18 protein-coding genes are annotated in these 17,330 nt (G+C 70.2%); 8 read left to right on the top strand and 10 right to left on the bottom strand.

Annotated elements, in window-relative coordinates:
• Positions 1 to 124: 124 nt before the first annotated feature.
• From AC1RAA_RS00920 to AC1RAA_RS00895, 6 genes are read right to left on the bottom strand one after another with little or no spacing between them, the layout of a single operon-like run.
• Positions 125 to 901 carry an alpha/beta fold hydrolase gene (locus AC1RAA_RS00920; RefSeq protein ID WP_070059403.1) on the bottom strand — a complete coding sequence of 259 codons (777 nt, stop codon included), beginning with the start codon at positions 899 to 901 and terminating at the stop codon, positions 125 to 127.
• Positions 898 to 2,139: a multidrug effflux MFS transporter gene (locus AC1RAA_RS00915; RefSeq protein ID WP_492725975.1), complete on the bottom strand. Its 1,242-nt coding sequence runs from the start codon at positions 2,137 to 2,139 to the stop codon at positions 898 to 900. The genes AC1RAA_RS00920 and AC1RAA_RS00915 overlap by 4 nt, the downstream gene beginning before the upstream one ends.
• Positions 2,136 to 2,582 carry a carboxymuconolactone decarboxylase family protein gene (locus AC1RAA_RS00910; RefSeq protein ID WP_492725972.1) on the bottom strand — a complete coding sequence of 149 codons (447 nt, stop codon included), beginning with the start codon at positions 2,580 to 2,582 and terminating at the stop codon, positions 2,136 to 2,138. Before AC1RAA_RS00910 ends, AC1RAA_RS00915 begins: the two co-directional genes overlap by 4 nt.
• Positions 2,579 to 3,793, bottom strand: a complete 1,215-nt coding sequence (gene pcaB, locus AC1RAA_RS00905; RefSeq protein WP_159277419.1) for a 3-carboxy-cis,cis-muconate cycloisomerase — start codon at positions 3,791 to 3,793, stop codon at positions 2,579 to 2,581. Before pcaB ends, AC1RAA_RS00910 begins: the two co-directional genes overlap by 4 nt.
• Before the next feature lie 14 nt (positions 3,794 to 3,807).
• Entirely contained in the window at positions 3,808 to 4,641 is an 834-nt protein-coding gene (locus AC1RAA_RS00900) for a shikimate dehydrogenase family protein (RefSeq protein WP_492725969.1), read from the bottom strand.
• Between the two features lie 30 nt (positions 4,642 to 4,671).
• The gene (locus AC1RAA_RS00895; protein WP_095947409.1) at positions 4,672 to 5,595 is read right to left on the bottom strand and encodes a shikimate dehydrogenase family protein; all 924 of its coding nucleotides are present in this window, start codon (positions 5,593 to 5,595) and stop codon (positions 4,672 to 4,674) included.
• Between the two features lie 199 nt (positions 5,596 to 5,794).
• Between AC1RAA_RS00895 and AC1RAA_RS00890 the strand changes: the two genes are divergently transcribed.
• From AC1RAA_RS00890 to map, 8 genes are all read left to right on the top strand, one after another.
• Entirely contained in the window at positions 5,795 to 6,589 is a 795-nt protein-coding gene (locus AC1RAA_RS00890) for an IclR family transcriptional regulator domain-containing protein (protein WP_492725967.1), read from the top strand.
• Positions 6,590 to 6,663: 74 nt separating this feature from the next.
• Positions 6,664 to 7,671, top strand: a complete 1,008-nt coding sequence (locus tag AC1RAA_RS00885; RefSeq protein ID WP_492725965.1) for a Bug family tripartite tricarboxylate transporter substrate binding protein — start codon at positions 6,664 to 6,666, stop codon at positions 7,669 to 7,671.
• A 26-nt stretch (positions 7,672 to 7,697) separates the two neighbouring features.
• On the top strand, positions 7,698 to 8,363 hold the full coding sequence (locus AC1RAA_RS00880; protein ID WP_095947407.1) for a response regulator: 666 nt from the start codon (positions 7,698 to 7,700) through the stop codon (positions 8,361 to 8,363).
• Positions 8,364 to 9,779, top strand: a complete 1,416-nt coding sequence (locus AC1RAA_RS00875; protein ID WP_492725961.1) for a sensor histidine kinase — start codon at positions 8,364 to 8,366, stop codon at positions 9,777 to 9,779.
• A gap of 22 nt (positions 9,780 to 9,801) precedes the next feature.
• Positions 9,802 to 10,821: a Bug family tripartite tricarboxylate transporter substrate binding protein gene (locus tag AC1RAA_RS00870; RefSeq protein WP_492725957.1), complete on the top strand. Its 1,020-nt coding sequence runs from the start codon at positions 9,802 to 9,804 to the stop codon at positions 10,819 to 10,821.
• A gap of 15 nt (positions 10,822 to 10,836) precedes the next feature.
• Complete coding sequence (locus tag AC1RAA_RS00865) at positions 10,837 to 11,241, top strand: DUF6194 family protein (RefSeq protein WP_492725955.1); 405 nt, start codon at positions 10,837 to 10,839, stop codon at positions 11,239 to 11,241.
• Positions 11,242 to 11,307: 66 nt separating this feature from the next.
• Positions 11,308 to 11,568, top strand: a complete 261-nt coding sequence (locus AC1RAA_RS00860; RefSeq protein WP_062482851.1) for a ParD-like family protein — start codon at positions 11,308 to 11,310, stop codon at positions 11,566 to 11,568.
• Positions 11,568 to 12,359, top strand: a complete 792-nt coding sequence (gene map, locus AC1RAA_RS00855) for a type I methionyl aminopeptidase (protein WP_492725952.1) — start codon at positions 11,568 to 11,570, stop codon at positions 12,357 to 12,359. Before AC1RAA_RS00860 ends, map begins: the two co-directional genes overlap by 1 nt.
• A gap of 33 nt (positions 12,360 to 12,392) precedes the next feature.
• Here the strand turns inward: map and AC1RAA_RS00850 are convergent, their stop codons facing one another.
• Genes AC1RAA_RS00850 through AC1RAA_RS00835 form a run of 4 tightly spaced genes read right to left on the bottom strand, consistent with a single transcriptional unit; the run spans position 12,393 to position 17,012 of the window.
• The gene (locus AC1RAA_RS00850; protein WP_492725950.1) at positions 12,393 to 13,367 is read right to left on the bottom strand and encodes a Csu type fimbrial protein; all 975 of its coding nucleotides are present in this window, start codon (positions 13,365 to 13,367) and stop codon (positions 12,393 to 12,395) included.
• Positions 13,355 to 15,679 carry a fimbria/pilus outer membrane usher protein gene (locus tag AC1RAA_RS00845; RefSeq protein ID WP_492725947.1) on the bottom strand — a complete coding sequence of 775 codons (2,325 nt, stop codon included), beginning with the start codon at positions 15,677 to 15,679 and terminating at the stop codon, positions 13,355 to 13,357. The genes AC1RAA_RS00850 and AC1RAA_RS00845 overlap by 13 nt, the downstream gene beginning before the upstream one ends.
• 25 nt (positions 15,680 to 15,704) lie before the next feature.
• Positions 15,705 to 16,454 carry a fimbrial biogenesis chaperone gene (locus AC1RAA_RS00840; protein ID WP_159277426.1) on the bottom strand — a complete coding sequence of 250 codons (750 nt, stop codon included), beginning with the start codon at positions 16,452 to 16,454 and terminating at the stop codon, positions 15,705 to 15,707.
• 33 nt (positions 16,455 to 16,487) lie between these two features.
• On the bottom strand, positions 16,488 to 17,012 hold the full coding sequence (locus tag AC1RAA_RS00835) for a Csu type fimbrial protein (protein ID WP_492725945.1): 525 nt from the start codon (positions 17,010 to 17,012) through the stop codon (positions 16,488 to 16,490).
• Between the last annotated feature and the right edge of the window lie 318 nt (positions 17,013 to 17,330).

Genomic DNA, 17,330 nt, shown 5'->3' with positions numbered 1-17,330 from the left:
GAGCCCGGGCGCGCCACAACGCAAATCAGCCCTTCCTGATCGATGATCGCACGTCATCGATCATCATTCGCACGAAATAGGGGTTACACCTAGCCCGCACGGGGGTGCGGGCCGGGCGTTTTTTTCAGAGGCTGCGCCAGTAATCGATCAGCATCTGCGCGAACTCGACCGGGCGCTCCACCGCGCTCAGGTGCGCGGCGTCGATGGTCGCCAGCCGCGCGCCCGGGATCTGCGCCACCATGGCCTCGGACATGGCCAGGGGCGTGGCCTCGTCCTGCAGCCCGCCGATCACCAGCGTGGGCGTGGCGATGCGGCGGTTGCTGTCGCGAAAGTCGATGGCGGCCACGGCGTTGCAGCTCTCGATGTAGCCCTGCGCGTCGGTGCGCACCAGCGTGTCGTGCAGCGTGCGCGCGGCCACCGCGCCCTCGGGCGTGGCGGCATAGGCCGGCGTGAGCCAGCGTGCCACGGCGCCCGGGGCGATGGCGGCCACGCCCTTGGCGGCCACGGTTTCCGCGCGCAGGCGCCACGGGGCCTGGTCGGGGTAGTGCGCGGCCGAATTGGCGATCACCACGGTCTTGAGCTGCGCGGCGTGCCGCACCGCCAGCGCCTGCGCGGTCATGCCGCCCATCGACAGGCCCACGAAGTGCACGGGCTCGCCGCCCGTCTCGCGCGCGATCAGCTCGGACGCGTCCTGCGCCAGCGTTTCCACGCGCAGCACGCCGGGCACCACCTCGGAGCCGCCATGGTTGCGGTGGTCGTAGCGGATCACCGTGTGGGCGCGCGCGAGCTGCGCGGCCACGCCGTCCCACATGTGCAGGTCGCAGCCGAGCGCATGGCTGAGCACGACGAAGGGGCCGTCGCCTTCGCGCACGACATTCAGGCGGGGGGTGGAAGTGGTCATGGGGTGGAGTCCTTCTTTGGGGAGGATGGAGAAGCAGGTTGAGAGAGACGCGGCAGCCACAGGAACGCGATGGCCAGCAGCACGGTGCCGGCCATCAGCATCGGCACGACCATCGGCCAGGCGCCGTACGAAAAACTCGTGTCGACGAACAGCGCGGCGACCTGCCCCACGCAGAACGCGACCATCATCATGCCGAAACCGGACCACGACACGGCCCGCCCCGCCAGGTGCGGCAGGTCGCCCACGGCGCCGGCCTGCCCGCAGGGCTGGTGGATGCCGTGGCCGAGGCAGTACACGGCGTGGCCCGCCAGCAGCGGTACCGCGCTGTGCGGCATCAGCCAGCAGCCCAGCGCCTGGATCACGGCGCCGGTGATGCTCAGCACCGCACCCAGGCGCACGGTGCGCATCGGCCCGAAGCGGCGCAGCAGGCTGCGGCACATCGTGGTGCTGAAGATGTAGACCAGCGAGCCGCCGGCCGGAATCCAGCCGTACCACGCGGGCGACCAGCCGAGGTAGCCGATGTAGACCATCGGCGACAGCAGCAAAAAGCAGAACAGCCCGCCATAGGTGGCGGCCGCCACCGAGGCCCAGGCGCGGAAGGCGCGGCTCGCGAACACGGCGCGCGCGCTGCCGCGTGGCGCGGACGATTCGCCCTCGCCCCACGGCCGGCGGGTTTCGCCGAACGAGCGCCAGCACAGCGCGAACAGCACCACGGCATAGAGCGCCATCGCCACCATCACCCAGCGCCAGCCCGCGCCCTGCACCAGCCAGGCGCCCAACAGCGGCGCCACCAGCCCGACCATGCCCAGGCCCGTGAGGCCCCGCGCCATGACGTGCGGGCCCTCGTGCGCCGGATACAGGTCGCGCACCGCGGCGCGTGAGCACACGAGAATCGCCGCCATCGAAAAACCCTGCAGCGTGCGCCAGCCCGCAAGCACCGCCACGCTGCCCGCAAAGGCACCGCCGAAAGCCGCGACCACATAACAGGCCAGCCCCGCCAGCAGCACCGGCCGGCGGCCGAAGCGATCGGCCAGCGGACCGCACAGCAGCTGCGCAAAGCCGAAGGCCAGCACGAACAGCGTGAGGCTGGTGCTGGCCGAGCCCAACTCCTTAGCGATGGCGGGGAGCGCGGGCAGATAGCTGTCGGTGGCCACCGGTTGCGCGGCCAACAGCAACGGCAGCAGCAAGGTGAAACTGACGTCGAACCGGCCCTTCTTCGGGGCGACCGGCGCGGTCACTGCGCCGCGGACGGAGCGGACGGAGCGAGCGTTGCGGGCAGCAGGCCCTTCTCGCGCAGGATGTTCGTCGCGATGCCGAAGGCGTGGTTGGCCACCGGCACGCCGCAGTAGATCGCGGCCATCATGATCACTTCCTTGATCTCGTCGGGCGTGAGGCGCGACTCGGGCGGACCGTCGAGCGCGGCGCGCACGTGCATCGCGAATTCTTCGTAGGCGTGGATGCCCAGCATCATCGACAGCACCATGAAGCGGCGCGTCTTGTCGCCCAGCGCAGGGCGGCCCCAGATGTCGTTCCACGCGTGGCGCGTGATGAGCTCCTGGAACTCGGCGTTGAAGCCGTTGCGGTTGGCGAGCGACTTGTCGACCCACGCGTCGCCGAGCACGCGGCGGCGGTTGACGAGCCCGTCTTCGTAGGGGTTGCTCGGGGTGTCGGGGGCGGTCATGGCGAGAGTTCCTTGTCGGATGAGAGTTGGGCTTGCAGGGCTTTCACCTCTGCCACAGCGATCTGCCCCGCGTTCACGGCGAGCGCGGGGTCGAACCATTCGTCGGCCGCGTCGCGCGGCAGCTCGGCGCGCAGCCGGTCGATGTTGGCGCGCATGCGCGCCGCATCGACCTGCAGGCCGGGCAAGGCGCCGGCCATGGCGCGCACGCTGCCGTGCGCCGACATCAACAGCTGCGGCCATTCGGCCAGCTCGGCCTGCCAGGCGCCGAGCGCGCGCTCGTGCTGCTGCGGCATGGCGCCGAGCAAGGCCGCCACGCGCTGCGGCGCGCGGTGCGCGGCGGCGATGGCGACCATCGAGGCCACGGGGTTGCGCTTGTGCGGCATCGCCGACGAGCCGCCGCGCCCGGGTTCGCTGGGCTCGGCGACCTCGGCCACTTCGTACTGGCCGAGCAGCGAAATGTCGACCGCGACCTTGCCCAGGCTGCCCGTGAGCAGGCCGAGTTCGCAACCGAGCGCGACCCATTCGTCGCGCTGCGTGTGCCATGTGGCGCCGGGGTCGCCCAGGCCCAGTTCCTTGGCCATGCGCTGGCGCACCGCGGCACCCTGCCCCTTCATCTGCGCCAGCGTGCCGACGGCGCCGCCGAGCTGCAGCTGCAGCGCGTGCTTCGCGGCGGCGCGCAGGCGGGTGCGGCTGCGCACCAGCGGCGCAGCCCAGCCGGCGCACTTGAAGCCGAAGCTGGTGACCGAGGCCGGCTGCATCAGCGTGCGCGCGAGCATCGGCGTGTCGGCGTGCTGCACCGCCAGGCGCAAGAGTGCGTCGGCCGCCTTGGCCAGGTCGGCCTCGACCAGCGCAACGGCTTCGCGCGTGACCAGCGCCATCGCGCTGTCGATCACGTCCTGGCTGGTGCTGCCGAAGTGCACGAAGGGCACGGCCTCGGCATTGAACAGGCCCACCGCTTCGCGCAGCGCCTTCACCAGCGGGATGGCAACGCTGCCCGCGCGTCCGCTCTCGCGCACGATCTTGGCCACGTCGAACAGCTCGACCTTGCAGCTGCCGACGATCGAATGCGCGGCGCTCTCGGGAATCAGCCCTTCGGCCGCCTGCGCGCGCGCGAGCGCGGCCTCGAAGCGCAGCATGGCGTCGACGAAGGCGCGGTCGCTGAATGCGCCCAGCGTTTCGGAGGTGGAAAGGAAGCCTTCAAAAATGCTCATGCGTATTCCGATGTCTAGTATTTCAATTGCGCCACAGCGCGCAGCTCTTCAGGTGAGGCGGTGCCGAAGCCGAAGAACTCGAGGTAGGCCGGGATCATCTCGAACAGCATGTCGGTGCCCACCTGCACCTGGCAGCCCTTGGCCTTGGCGGCCTGCAGCAGCGGCGTGTATTCGGTCTTCATGACGACCTCGCCGACGAAGGTCTCGGGGGCGATGCGGTCCACGTCGAAGGGCAGCGGGTCGCTGTCCTTCATGCCCAGCGGCGTGGCGTTGACGACCACGTCGTAGCCGGCCGGGTCCTTCGAGCCGGTGGCGACCTTCATCTGCGGATAGTGTTCGCGCAGCCGCGCGGCCAGGGCCTGCGCGGAGGCGTCGCTCATGTCGAACAGCATCAGCTCGGCCGCGCCGGCCGCCGCGATCGACGCCGCAATGGCCGACCCGACGCCGCCCGTGCCCGACACCAGCACGCGCGTGCCCTTGAACAGGCGCCCCTTGCGCTCCACGCCGCGCACGAAGCCCGCGCCATCGAACTGGTCGCCCAGCAGGCTGCCGTCGGGCCGTTTGAGCACGGCATTGCAGGCGCCTGCGACGCGCGCGGTGGGCGTGACCTCGTCGACCAGCGACATCGTCGTGACCTTGTGCGGCATCGTGACCAACGCGCCGCGCAGGTTCGAGAACCTGAAGATCTGCGCGAGCGACACCGCGTAGTCCTCGGGCTTCACGCCCATGGGCACGACGACCGCGTCGATGCCCTGCTTGTCGAACCAGGGGTTGTAGATCATCGGCGCCTTGAAGGCTTCGGTGGGGTAGCCGATGTGGGCGATGAGCGTGGTCTTGCCGGAGATCATGGGAGTCGTCTTGTTCAGGAAGGTACGGGGTCAGGCCACGCTCGGGGATTGGTAGCGCAATGGCGTTGCGATCTCGGCGTGCATCGCCGGCGGATAGATGAGCTCGCGCAAAAAGTCGGCGTCGGCCTGCATCGCATCGGCCGCGTCGATGTGGCCGAAGTAGCGGAAGTAGTGCGGCATCTGCTGCACCAGCATCTCGAAGCCGGCCTGCGCATTGAGCCCGCGCGCACGTGCCGCACGCACCAGCGGCGTGGGCTGGTTGCGCAGCAGGATGTCGAACAGCGCGGCGTGCGGTTCCATGCGCGCCACGTCCAGCGGCAGCGCGTCGTCCTCGGCCAGGCCCAGCGGCGTGGCGTTGATCACGAGGTCGTAGCCCTCGGGCGCGTTGCTGTCCACGGCAACCACGGTCGCGTCGAAGAAAGCGTCGAGCTTGGCGGCCACGCCCGCGGCCTTGCCGGAGGCGGTGTCGAAGAAGGCGATGTGCTCGGCGCCGTTCACCGTGCCGCCTTCGGCCAGCGCCACGCCGATGGCGGCGGCGCTCACGCCCGCGCCGAGGATCAGCACGCGCTTGCCGCGGAACGGCACGTTGCAGCGGTCGAGCGCGCCGATCAGGCCTTCGCCGTCGAACAGGTCGCCCTCGAGCTGGTCGCCCTCGGTGCGGCGCACCACGTTGACCGAGCCGGCCACGCGGCCGAACAGGCCGCAGCCGTCGAGCAGGTCGACCACGCGCGGCTTGTGCGGCGGCGCGATCACCATGCCGCGCACGTTGCGCGCCAGGAAGGCCGACTTCATGAACACCGCGAAATCGCGCACCGGCACCTGCATGGGCACCAGCACCGCGTCGATGCCGTAGCGCGCGAAGGCCGCGTTGAACATGCGCGGCAGCCGCACGTTGCGGACCGGGTCGCCGGGGATGAGGTAGGCCTGGGTGCTGCCGGTGATGATGGGGCTCATGGGCGTGCTTCCGTTCGTCAATCGCTCGTTTCGGGGCGGAACAGCGGGCTTTATAGTCCCTTCGCGCTCAGCCTGCTGGCATACGAGACGCGAAACGTTCGATGATCGATCTTTTAAGTTCGTCAATCGATCAAATTGCGGGTTTTTACTTAGCCATTCGGACTCCGCCGCCGTGCCGGACGCGGGCACACTTCCGCCCATGAACAGCAGCAGCCCCGACGACTCGACGCCGCCCGCCGGCCTGGACAAGCGCGACTGGATCGCCGGGCTGGAGCGCGGCGTGAGCATCATCGAGGCCTTCGACGACGCCAATCCGCGCCTCACGGCCAGCCAGGCCGGCCAGCGCACGAACATGACGCGCACCGCCGCGCGGCGCTACCTGCTCACCCTGCAGCACATGGGCTACGTGGCCAGCGACGGCAAGCTGTTCTGGCTCACGCCGCGTGTGCTGCGGCTGGGACAGTCGTACCTCGAGTCGGCCCGCCTGCCGCGCGTGGTGCAGCCCTTCCTGCAGCGCGTGGCGGCCGGCACCAACGAGATCGCCTACCTCAGCGTGATGGACGGCGACGAGGTGGTCTACATCGCACGCAACGGCCCCAACCGCAGCATGAGCACCGGCTACGTGCTCGGTGCGCGCGTGCCGGCGCAGGTCACGGCCTCGGGCATGCTGATGCTGGCGCTGCGCAGCGACGCCGAGCTGAACGACTGGCTGGCGACGCGCCAGCTCACGGTGTTCACCTCACACACCATCGCGAGCATGGAGCGCATGAAGCTCGAACTGGCACGCATCCGCGCCCAGGGCTGGGCGCTGTCGGAACAGCAGCTCGACCTGAACTCGCGCGGCATCGCCGTGCCGCTGCGCGACCGCCACGGCACGCTGGTGGGCGCGCTCAACATCACGATGCCGATGGGGCACGAGAGTTCGGAAGACGCGGTGGCCCGCGTGCTGCCGGTGCTGCGCGAGACGGCGCAGGCGATGCGCAACCTGATCTGAGGCACTGACAGCATTCCGACAGCATCCGCCCGGCAGGATGCGGGCTTCCATCCAAAAAATACTGGAGACAAGCCATGTCCGACCGCTTCCCCACCGACGTTCCCCTGAGCCGCCGCCACTGGCTGCAAGCCGGCGGCGCCCTCACCCTCGGCGGCCTGCTGCCTTCGATGGCTTCGGCGCAAGATGCCTGGCCCAGCAAATCGATCCGCTTCGTCGTGCCCTTCGCGCCGGGCGGCAGCTCGGAGATCGTGGCGCGCTCCACCGCCGCCGAACTGTCGCGCACGCTGGGCCAGAGCGTGTTCGTGGACAACAAGCCCGGCGCAGCCGGCAACATCGCCATGAGCGAGGTGGCACGCGCCACCGACCAGCACACGCTGATCCTCGGCCACATCGGCACGCTGGCCGTGAACCCCTACATCTTCGCCAAGCTGCCCTATGACGCGAACAAGGACTTCAAGCCCGTGAGCCTGCTGGCCAAGGTGCCCAGCCTGTACGTGGTGCACCCCGACGTGCCGGCGAAGAACCTCAAGGAGTTCATCGCCTACGCCAAGAGCAAGCCCGGCAAGCTGAGCTACGGCTCGGCCGGCAACGGCAGCGCCGGCCACCTGGCCTTCGAGTACCTGAAGATGACGGCCGACGTGTTCATGCTGCACGTGCCCTACCGCGGCACCGGCCCAATGGTGACCGACCTGCTCTCGGGCCGGCTCGATGCCTCGGCCATCGGCGCGGCGGCGATCATCCCGTTCATCAAGGCGGGCAAGGTGCGCTGCATCGCGACCGGCTCGGCCAAGCGCCTGGCGCAGCTGCCCGACGTGCCGACCGTGGCCGAGCAAGGCTTCCCCGGTTTCGAGATGACGCAGTGGTACGGCATGCTCGCGCCGGCCAGCATCACGCCCGCGCAGATGGCCAAGCTCTCGGCCGAGACCATGAAGGCCGTGAAATCGCCCGACTCGATGCAGCGCCTCACGGCCGATGCGGCCGAGGCCGTGGGCGGCACGCCGGAACAGTTCGCGCAGTTCATCACCGCCGAACAGAACCGCTGGCAGAAGGTCATCGCAAGGGCAAACATCAAGCCGGACTGAGCATCCGAGGCTCTAGCATCGGCGCCATGCGCATCCTGCTGGCCGAAGACGAACACACCCTGGGCACCTGGCTCTGCAAGGCGCTGGAGCATGCGGGCATCCAGGTCGAATGGGTGGACGACGGCCGGCTGGCCGACCGGGCGCTGCAGCAGCGCGACCACGACGCGCTGGTGCTCGACCTGGGCCTGCCGGGCATGGACGGCCACACCGTGCTGCAGCGGCTGCGCGAACGCGACCAGCGGCTGCCGGCGCTGATCCTCACGGCGCGCGATTCGCTGGACGAGCGCGTCGCCTCCCTCAACGCGGGCGCGGACGACTTCCTCGCCAAGCCCTTCGCCTTGGCCGAACTGGAAGCGCGGCTGCACGCGCTGGTGCGGCGCGCGCGCGGCGTGGAGCATCCGCGCCTGGCCTGCGGGCCGCTGGTGTACGACGGCGCGCGCCGGCAGTTCACGCTGAACAGTGAGGCGCTCGCCCTGTCACCGCGCGAACAGGCGGTGCTGCGCGCGCTGGTGCAGCGCAGCGGCGAGCCACTGTCGAAGCAGCAGATCCTCGACCGCGTGTTCTCCGACGACGACGAGGTGCACCTCGAAGCCATCGAGGTGCTGGTGTACCGGCTGCGCAAGCGGCTCGATGGCAGCGGGGTGCGCATCGTCACGCTGCGCGGCCTGGGCTACGTGCTGGAAGCGGACTGAGTGAGCGCGCTGCGCCGCTTCACCGACCGCCTGCGCCGCACCAGCCTGTGGCAGCGGCTCGCGCTGCTGCTGTTCCCCGCCCTGCTGCTGGTGACGGGCATCGAGCTGTGGATGACGCGCCACGACGCGCTGGCCGCCGCCAACGCGGCGTACGACCGCTCGCTGCTCGGCGCGCTCAAGTCGATCGACGCGAACATCTCCACGGCCTCGGGCGGGCTGTCGGTCGAGCTGCCGTACACGATGTTCGAGTTCTTCGAGCTCACGGCCAGCGGGCAGGTGTTCTTTCGCGTCGCGACCTCCGACGGGCTGGTGGAGCTGGGCAGCGCCGACCTGCCCGCGCCGCCGGTCGAGCCGGCGATGGGCGTGCCGGCCTTCTACGACGCCACCTACTTCGGCGAGGCCGTGCGGCTCGCGGCCTACCGGCGCGACCTGGACCGCGCGCCGGCCGGCAGCACCGGGCGCAGCGTGCTGATCCAGGTCGGCGAGAGCACGGGCTCGCGCCAGGAGTTCACGCGGCGCTTCGTGCGCAGCGCGGCGCTGCGCGACGGGCTGATCCTCGCGATGCTGCTGTGCGGCACCGCGCTGGCGCTGGCGGCGGCGCTGCGCCCGCTCTCGCGGCTGGCGCGCGAGGTGCAGGCACGCACGCCCGACGACCTCACGCGCATCGCCGAGACCGACCTGCCCGCCGAGGTGCGCCCGCTGGTGGCCGCCGTGAACCAGCAGATGGCGCGCACGCAGGAACTGGTGGCACAACAACGGCAGTTTCTCGACGACGCCTCGCACCAGCTGCGCACGCACCTGACCACGCTGCAGATGCAGGCCGACTACGCGCGCCGCGAGGACGACCCGGCGCAGGTGCGCGCCGCGCTCGATGCGCTGGGCGCCGAGATCGGCCGCGCCACGCGCAGCGCGCAGCAGCTGCTGGCGCTGGGCCGCAGCGACACCGTGGCCGTGGCGCCCGCCGAATTCGACACCGCCGAGCTGCTGCGCGAGGTGGCGGTCGACCTGCTGCCGCTGGCACGCGCCAAGCGCATCGACCTGGGCATCCACGCGCCCTCGCCCGACCTGCACGCGGTGGGCGACCGGGGCCTGCTGCGCGAGGCGCTGAGCAACCTCGTGGCCAATGCCATCGCCTACACGCCGGCGGCCGGCACCATCACGCTGTTTGCTGCCGGCGACGCCGCGGGCTGGAGCCTCAACGTGGAGGACGACGGCCCCGGCCTGAGCGAGGACGAGCGCGCCACCTTGGGGCAACGCTTCCGGCGTGGCGCGCGCGCGGACCAGGGCGGCTTCGGACTCGGCCTGGCGATCGTGCGTTCCATCGCGCAGCGGCATCGCGGCGATTTGCGGCTCGAAGCGCGCGGCGCGGGGCCGGGCCTGCATGCCATCATCTGGTGGCCCCGTCCCGCGGGGTGAACCACCGCCCTCCTTCCCTTCGATGCCACGCCCCTTCGCCTTCACCCGTCGCCATGTGCTGCGCGCGCTGTCCGCGTGGCTCGCGCCTGTCGCGCTGCAGGCGACGGCGGCCGCAGGCGATGCGTCCGAAGGCCCGGCGGAATGCGTGATTCCCGCCAAGGCCGGCGGCGGCTTCGCGCTGACCTGCGCGCTGGCGCGCGATGCGCTGCAGGCCGTGCGCCCCGCGCGCACGCCGCTCGCGCAGCGCTACCTGCCGGGCGGCATCGGCGCGGTGGCCTTCGACCGCATCGCGAGCGGCCAGCTCGGCGGGCCGGGCACGCTGGTCGCGTTTTCGAGCGGCTCGCTGCTCAACCTCGCGCAGGGCCGGTTCGGGCCGCACCCGCCCTCGGCCGTGCGCTGGATCGCCACGCTGGGCACCGACTACGGCGTGGTCGCCGTGCACCGCGACTCGCCCTACCGCCGTTTGCAGGACCTGATCGCCGCGCTGCGCCAGGACCCGTCGCGCGTGGTCTTCGGCGCGGGCGGCACGGTCGGCAGCCAGGACTGGGTGAAGGCCGCGCTGCTGGTGCGCGCGGCCGGCGGCGCACCGAAGGCGATGCGCTTCGTGTCCTTCGAAGGCGGCGGCGATGCGCTGGGCGCGCTGCAGGGCAAGCACGTCGACGCGTTCCCCGGCGACGCCGCCGAGGCGCTGCAGGCCATCGCCGGCGGCGCGCCGCTGCGCCTGCTCGCGGTGCTGTCCGAAGCGCGGCTGGGCGGCGCGCTCACCGGTGTGCCCACCGCGCGCGAGCAAGGCGCGGACATCGTCTGGCCGACCGTGCGCGGCGTCTACCTGAGCGCCAACGTGCCCGACGCCGCCGTGCGCGCCTGGACCGCTGCCTTCACCGAGGCCACCGCCGCGCCGGGCTACGCGGCGCTGCGCGAACGGCACGGCCTTTATCCTTTCGCGCTCACCGGCGCCGCACTGGACGACTACGTGCAGGCGCGCATCAAGGCCTACCAGGCGCTCGCCGACGAGCTTGGCCTGCGGCGCTGGAAGCCCTGAACACATCTGCAATTCATGACCGAAGACGACATCACCCAACACCTCATCGACACGCTCGGCGGCGGCCATTTCGAAGTGGCCGACGACAACACCTTCTTCTTCCACGGCGCGGACAACAAGTTTCCCTTCGCCACGATCGTGACGAAGGACAACGACTTCGACAGCGCCTCGAAGCTGAACCGGCCCGGCGTGTTCCGCCTGAACGTCGGCGTGGGCAAGGAGACCTTTCGCGCGCTGTTCGGCGAGCAGCCACCAGTCGACATCGACTACACCGCGCTCGACCGGCTGATGCCGCACCCGGTGTACGCCAAGATGCACTGGGTCAGCGTGATCAACCCGAGCGCCGCGACCTTCGAGACCGTGAAGCCGCTGCTGGCGGAAGCGCGCAACCTGCTGATCGCGCGGGACAAGAGCGCGTAGTCCACCCCAAACACTGGTCCATATGAAACGCATACAATCCATATACGTTTCATACAGAGGTGACCCATGGGCATCGTCAAGATTTCAGACCTGATGCACGAGAACCTGCGCGTGGCGGGCAACGCCCTCAGCCGGTCGATCAATGCGCAGGCAGAGCACTGGATGCGGGTCGGCATGCTGACCGAGATGCATCCCGACCTCGACTACCGGGAGGTCTGCCAGCTGCTGATCCAGGCCGAGCTCTCGGGCGGGCTGGACATTGCCGCGACAGTCACTGCGGCGCCACCCGGCAAACCCCGCGCCCCCGCGAACGGCAAGCAGCACTGATGGCACACGACGTTCCACTCAAGTCCGCCGAAGAGCTGGTGATGGCGCGACGCGCCGCACAGCTGGCCGCCGAGGTCCTGGCGATGATCGAGCCCCACGTCGTGCCCGGCGTGAGCACCGAAGCGCTCGACCGCCTCTGCCACGAACACATCGTGAAGGTGCAAGGCGCCATTCCCGCCAACGTGGGCTACCTGGGCTATCCGAAGACCATCCTCACCTCGGTGAACCAGGTGGTGTGCCACGGCATTCCCTCGGCCGACAAGATTTTGAAGGCGGGTGACATCGTCAACATCGACGTCGCCGTCAACAAGGACGGCTGGTTCGGCGACACCAGCCGCATGTTCTTCGTCGGTGCGCCCAGCGTGCTCGCGCGCCGGCTGGTGGAAACAACCTACGAAGCCCTGTGCGCCGGCATCCGACAGGTGAAGCCCGGCGCGACGCTGGGCGACGTGGGCCACGCGATCCAGTCGGTCGCCCAGCGCGAGCACTTCAGCGTGGTGCGCGAATACTGCGGGCACGGCATCGGCCGCATCTACCACGACGAACCCCAGGTGCTGCACTTCGGGCGGCGCGGAGCGGGCCTCGTGCTCGAGCCGGGCATGGTCTTCACCATCGAGCCGATGCTCAACGCGGGCCGCGCCGAAACGAAGCAGCTGGCCGACGGCTGGACCGTCGTGACCAAGGACCGCTCGCTGTCCGCGCAGTGGGAGCACATGGTGGCGGTCACGGCCGACGGCTACGAGGTGCTGACGGCCTGGCCGGGCGGCACGGGGACTTACGCGCCGATCTGATGCGCAGCCCGGCCCCGGGGCGATGGCGATTCTTCAGTAGGTCACGGTGACCGTGATCGTGTCGCTGTAGCTGCCCGGCGTCACATTGGTCTGGGCCGGCACCCGCCCATAGACCGGAATGCTGCTGCCGGGGTTGCCGCTGCCGTCGACCGTGTCCGTCCCGACGGTGTTGCCCCAGCGCAGCGAGCGCGCGGCATCGCGGTACAGCTCGTACTGGATGTAGTCACCGGTGCCGCCCGCCATGCGCCGCTGTGTTCCCGCCACGTTCACGCCATTGCTCAGTCCCACCTTCCAGGCGGTGCTGGGCGGGCAGGCCATCGTGATGGCGGCCGTGCCGTTGACCGCGGCGCTCAGCGAGCTGGCACTGCCGAAGTCCAGGTCGGTGGCCGCCACGCTGACGGTGCAGGCGTTGGAATAGAGGGCCGTGACCTGCGTGTAGAAAGCCGCCTTGCCGGTGTATTTGGCCGAGCTCGCTGTGCAACTGCCGGGCGCATTGCCGCTCTTCATGCCCCAGGCGACCTCGGAGCCGTGGATGTTGGCCTGGTAGCTGCCCGCCGCCAGCGATTGCCCGGACGGCACGCGGCCATACAGCGGAATGTTCAACGCGACGTTTCCGCCACCCGCCGGCAGCACGAACACGCCCGCCGCACTGCTGTAGGTGCCGCCGCCCGGCGGCGGGCCGACGATGCTGCTGCGGCCCGCATCGGAGTAGATGTTGTAGGCCATCTGCGAACCGTTCCAGTTGGTCATGTAGCGCGGGGCGTAGCCGGCGATCTCGCTGCCCTGGGAGACGTACACGCAGTAGTTCATGTACATGGTCTGGCCGGTGTCGTTCTGGCACGTGAAACCGACCGTGGCGGTGGTGTCCACCGCCGCCGACGCCGTCACAGTGCCGAAGGCGAAGTTCGGCTGCTCGGCGACCCAGCAATTCGGGTCGGCATGCGCCGCGCCCATGCCCAGCAGGCACGAGAGTGCCAGCGCCAGTTTCACGAATCTCAACGTCCACATGTCAACCGCTCTTTCTGCAAACCACCGCCCTCGGGACGCCGCCAGTCGAACTGCGCCCGGCACACCGCGCCGTCGGGCGTGCGCACGGCCAGCGTGTTGCGCACGTCGAGCGTGTCCAGGTACACCCAGCCGTCGTAGCCCACCACCGCGCCGCCACCCTCCTGGCCGTTCACCTGCACGCGGCTTCCCAGCGGCAAGGGCTGGCCCTGCGCGTCGGTCAGTGCCACGTGGGCGGCCCGCACGGGCGTGATGCCGAAATGCGCCCGCGCGCCCGACCGGCCGGCGGGGGTGATGAGGCTCTCGGCGCGCTCGATGCGCACGTCGGCGGGCAGGTCCATCGGGTCGATCGCCAGCTTGTTGTTCTGGTAGGCGTTCACCGGCACGACCAGCAGCAGGCCGCTCGCATTGGTCTGCCCCACCGGTCGATTCTCGAGCTTCACGGGCACGCCGGCCACGCCGTCGGTGTCCACCACCGCAAAGGCGTCGTCGATGCGCCGCGCGGCCAGCACCCCACCGCCCATCAGCACCAGCGCACCGCTGGCGCCGGCGTAGGCGTAGCGGCTGGCACGGCCACCGCCCATCTCGCTCACCCCGGCCTGCACGCGGCCGTAGGGGCCCAGGTAGTTGATCTCGGCCTGGCCACCGGTCGTACCGCCGCCCGTGCGCGCGGTGGCGCGCCAGCCCCAGCCGCCGTCGCCGAGGGGGGAGTGCTGCGCGCTGACGGTGCCCACGGTGCCCTGGTCGCCGCTGCGCTGCACGCCGGCGCTCACGCTGGTCTGTGCGTCCCACGACCAGCTCAGGCCTACGAAGATGCCGCGGTCACTGCGCTTGTCCAGGTTCTGGTTCATGCCCACCGAGACAGAGGTCGTGCGCCCGATCGAACGGAACCAGTTCACGCTGGCGTAGCGCGACGCGTTCTGCCCGACCGGACGCAGGTAGAGGTAGCTGACGCTGACGTTGCCCAGGCCACCCATGTCGTAGCCCACGCTCGCGCTGGCGCTGCCCTTGGCCGGTGCCGAGCCGTAGGCCGTGGCCACGTCCCGGTAATCGCCCTGGGTGCGCGTGCCGTTCAGGCCCACCGACAGGCGCTCCTGCCGCCACAGGTAGCCCAGGCTGGTCTGCGTGCCGCTGCGGCTGCCGCCCGGAGTGTCAGCGTCGTGCCGGCTGCCCGCCAGCGCCGCCGACAGCGTGCCCGCGGCGCCCAGCTGCCACACGCCGCCCGCACCGGCCAGCGCCAGGCCGCGCGTCATTTCGCCATGCGCTTCGATCGTGAAGCTGTCGCTGAGGCCCCGGCGCCAGGTGCCGGTCAGCACCGGCTGCTTGCCGTAGTCGAAGGAGCGCAGGCCGTAGTTGCGGCGCACCACGCCCAGGTCCACCGTCCAGTCGCTCAGCCCGGGCGCCAGCAGGCGGCTGCTGTCGAAGAGTGAGAAGCTCAGCGTGGCGGCGCGGCCCAGCGCGTCGGTCACCACCACCTGCGCCGTGCCCGTGCTGTTGATGCGCGGCAGCGCGTTGAGCTGGAAAGGCCCCGCCGGCACCTGGCCGCTGTACTGGCGGATGCCGTCGATGAACAGCTCCACGTCCGAAGGCATCGTGGCCGAGCCGATGAAGCTGGGCAGCGGTGCGGTCTGCCGGTAGGGCTGCAGGCCGAAGTCGCGCGACAGCTGGATACCGCCGATGCGCGTGGCGCGCGACCAGGGCACGGCGCCGGTGAGCGTGTCGCCCACGCGCAGGGTGAGCATCCTGTCGGGGAAGGCCATGCTCCAGGTGCTGTCCATGCGCACGGACTGGTCCTTCCAGCCCTGGGTGTCGTGCGTGCGCTGCATCAGCCAGGTGGTGCTGAGCACGCTGGCGCCGCGGAAGGCCCGCAGCTCGCCGAAGGCGCTCAGGCTGGCGCTGCCGCCCCTGCCCTGGGTGCCGTAGAGGTCGTAGTTCAGCAGCAGGCCGGTGGACGTGCTCAGGGGCTGCGCGGTGACTGCCGCCTGCCCCACCGTGGCCGTGGGCAGCTGCAGCATCGCCAGCGGCGCGGTCAGGCTCAGTTGCTGGCGCGCGGCGTCGTAGTCCGCCACCAGCCCGGGCAGGTCGCGCAGGGGCAGCCATTCAGCGCCGTTGTCGGGCAGGGAGAAACTCAGTTCGCGCAGCACCGCGCGGGAGGCCGACAAGGCCCCGGCCTGCAGGCGAAACGGATGCAGCCCGCGGGCCATGCCGTTGAGGCTGACCTCCAGGTACAGCGTCATGGCCCCCGGCACGGACTGCGCGGCGGGCGCTGCGTGGGCGGGGAGCGTGGTCAGGGCCAGTGCAAACGGAGCCAGCAAGGCCCTCGCAGCGAACCCGGCCCGCTCAGCGCGCCAGCGGCGCGAGGTTGGCGTCCGTCGTTCTGCCATCGATCATGACCTGCCAGCGACCCGCCCCGGCCAGGGCGGCGGGCGACGTCTTCAGCGGCCAGCGCATGGTGGCACCGGGCAGCACGTAGCCCAGCAGGCCGGTGTAGGCGGCGACGGCGCGGCCGTCCGCGCCGGTGAACACGAGGTCCGCCAGCTGGGCATGCACCCCGCCGCTGTTGCTGACTTCCAGCACGGCCTTGCCGTCCTCGCGCCGCAGGCTCCAGCGCAACTGCGCGGGGGCCGGCTCCGCGCCCGCCGGGGACACGAAGATGGGCAGCGAGTGCCGCATCACGAAGTTCAGGTTGCTCTTCTTGCCGTCCACCGCCGCGCCTGCTGCCTGGGGCACGGGCAGCTCATCCACCAGCACGCGGTAGGCCTCTTCCGCCGGCCCCGCGGGCGGCGGGCCGTTGCGGATCACGCGCACCAATTGCCGCCCGTCGGTGGGCAGCTGCAGCATGGGCGGGCTGACGACCAGTCCGTCCGCCGGCTCCATGCGGTCCTGTCCGTCGACCTGCGTCCAGCGGAAGACGCGGATCTGCGCGTCCAGCGGCGCCGTTCCCGTGTTGCTCAGCCAGAGCCCGTCGCCCTGCCGTGTCGGCGCCAGCGTCAGGGTGACGGGCGAGACCTGCAGGCCGGCCGCCTGGACCGCACCGCCGCCAAGCAGGCATGCGCCCCACAGTCCGAGGATGGCAAGTGCACGTCTCACGATTCAGCTCTGGCTCGGTGATTCAGCTCTGGCTCAGTACGTGACCGTCACCGTGACGGTGTCGGCGTAGCTGTCCGGGGTGAAGTTGGCGTTGGTGTTCTTGGCGTAGACCGTGTGCGTGATCGCCGCACCGGTGCCCGTGCCGCCGACCACATTGGCGCCGGTGCCGACGGTGTTGCCCCACACGGTGGTGTTGCCCGCGTTGGAGTACAGCGCGTAGGGCACCTTGTCGGTGTTGGTGGCCGAGTTGGCGACGGACGACATGGCACCCGTGCCGTCGGTGGTGCCGCCGTTCGTGGACGAAGGCAGCAGGCCGACGGTGTAGGGCGTGGTCTTGGAGCAGGTGACCGAGATGGTGTTGTTGCCCGTCTGGTTGGTGGCGGTGGGCTGCACGGTGGTGCCCAGGCTGATGTCGGAGGCGTTGCCGGCGGTCACCGAGCAGCTGCGGACGATGGTCATCTTGACCTGAAAACTGGCACCGGCGGTGTCAGCCAGGGCCGAACCGGATGCGAAAACGAGGGTGGCGGTGGCCGCCGCGGCGACTGCGAGCTTGAGCATGAAAGCACTCCAAATGTAATCAATAAGACCTGACAGGTCGGTATTTTGTAATCATTTTGCATACGTTTTGACTACAAAGTGGCGCAAGGATGCCCCACAACCGGCCCGTTTGCCCTCGGATTCACGGCGCCTCGGCTCAAATTTCGTGATCTAGTTCTCGTAACAATTGGAAAACTGTTTGCATTGTTTACATTTCCACCACAGTCAAGACGCCCCTGCCTCCGCGAAGTGGAGACCTTGGTGCGGTCGATAGCGGGTGGGGAAGTGGTCGCAACAAGCGCAGGGCTTGGTGGCGCCCGAGGCTGGGCAGCCTCAGGA

It is taken from the genome of Variovorax sp. GW823-FHT04F07 (assembly GCF_058795995.1).
This window is presented reverse-complemented; position numbering and strand designations above follow the sequence as displayed.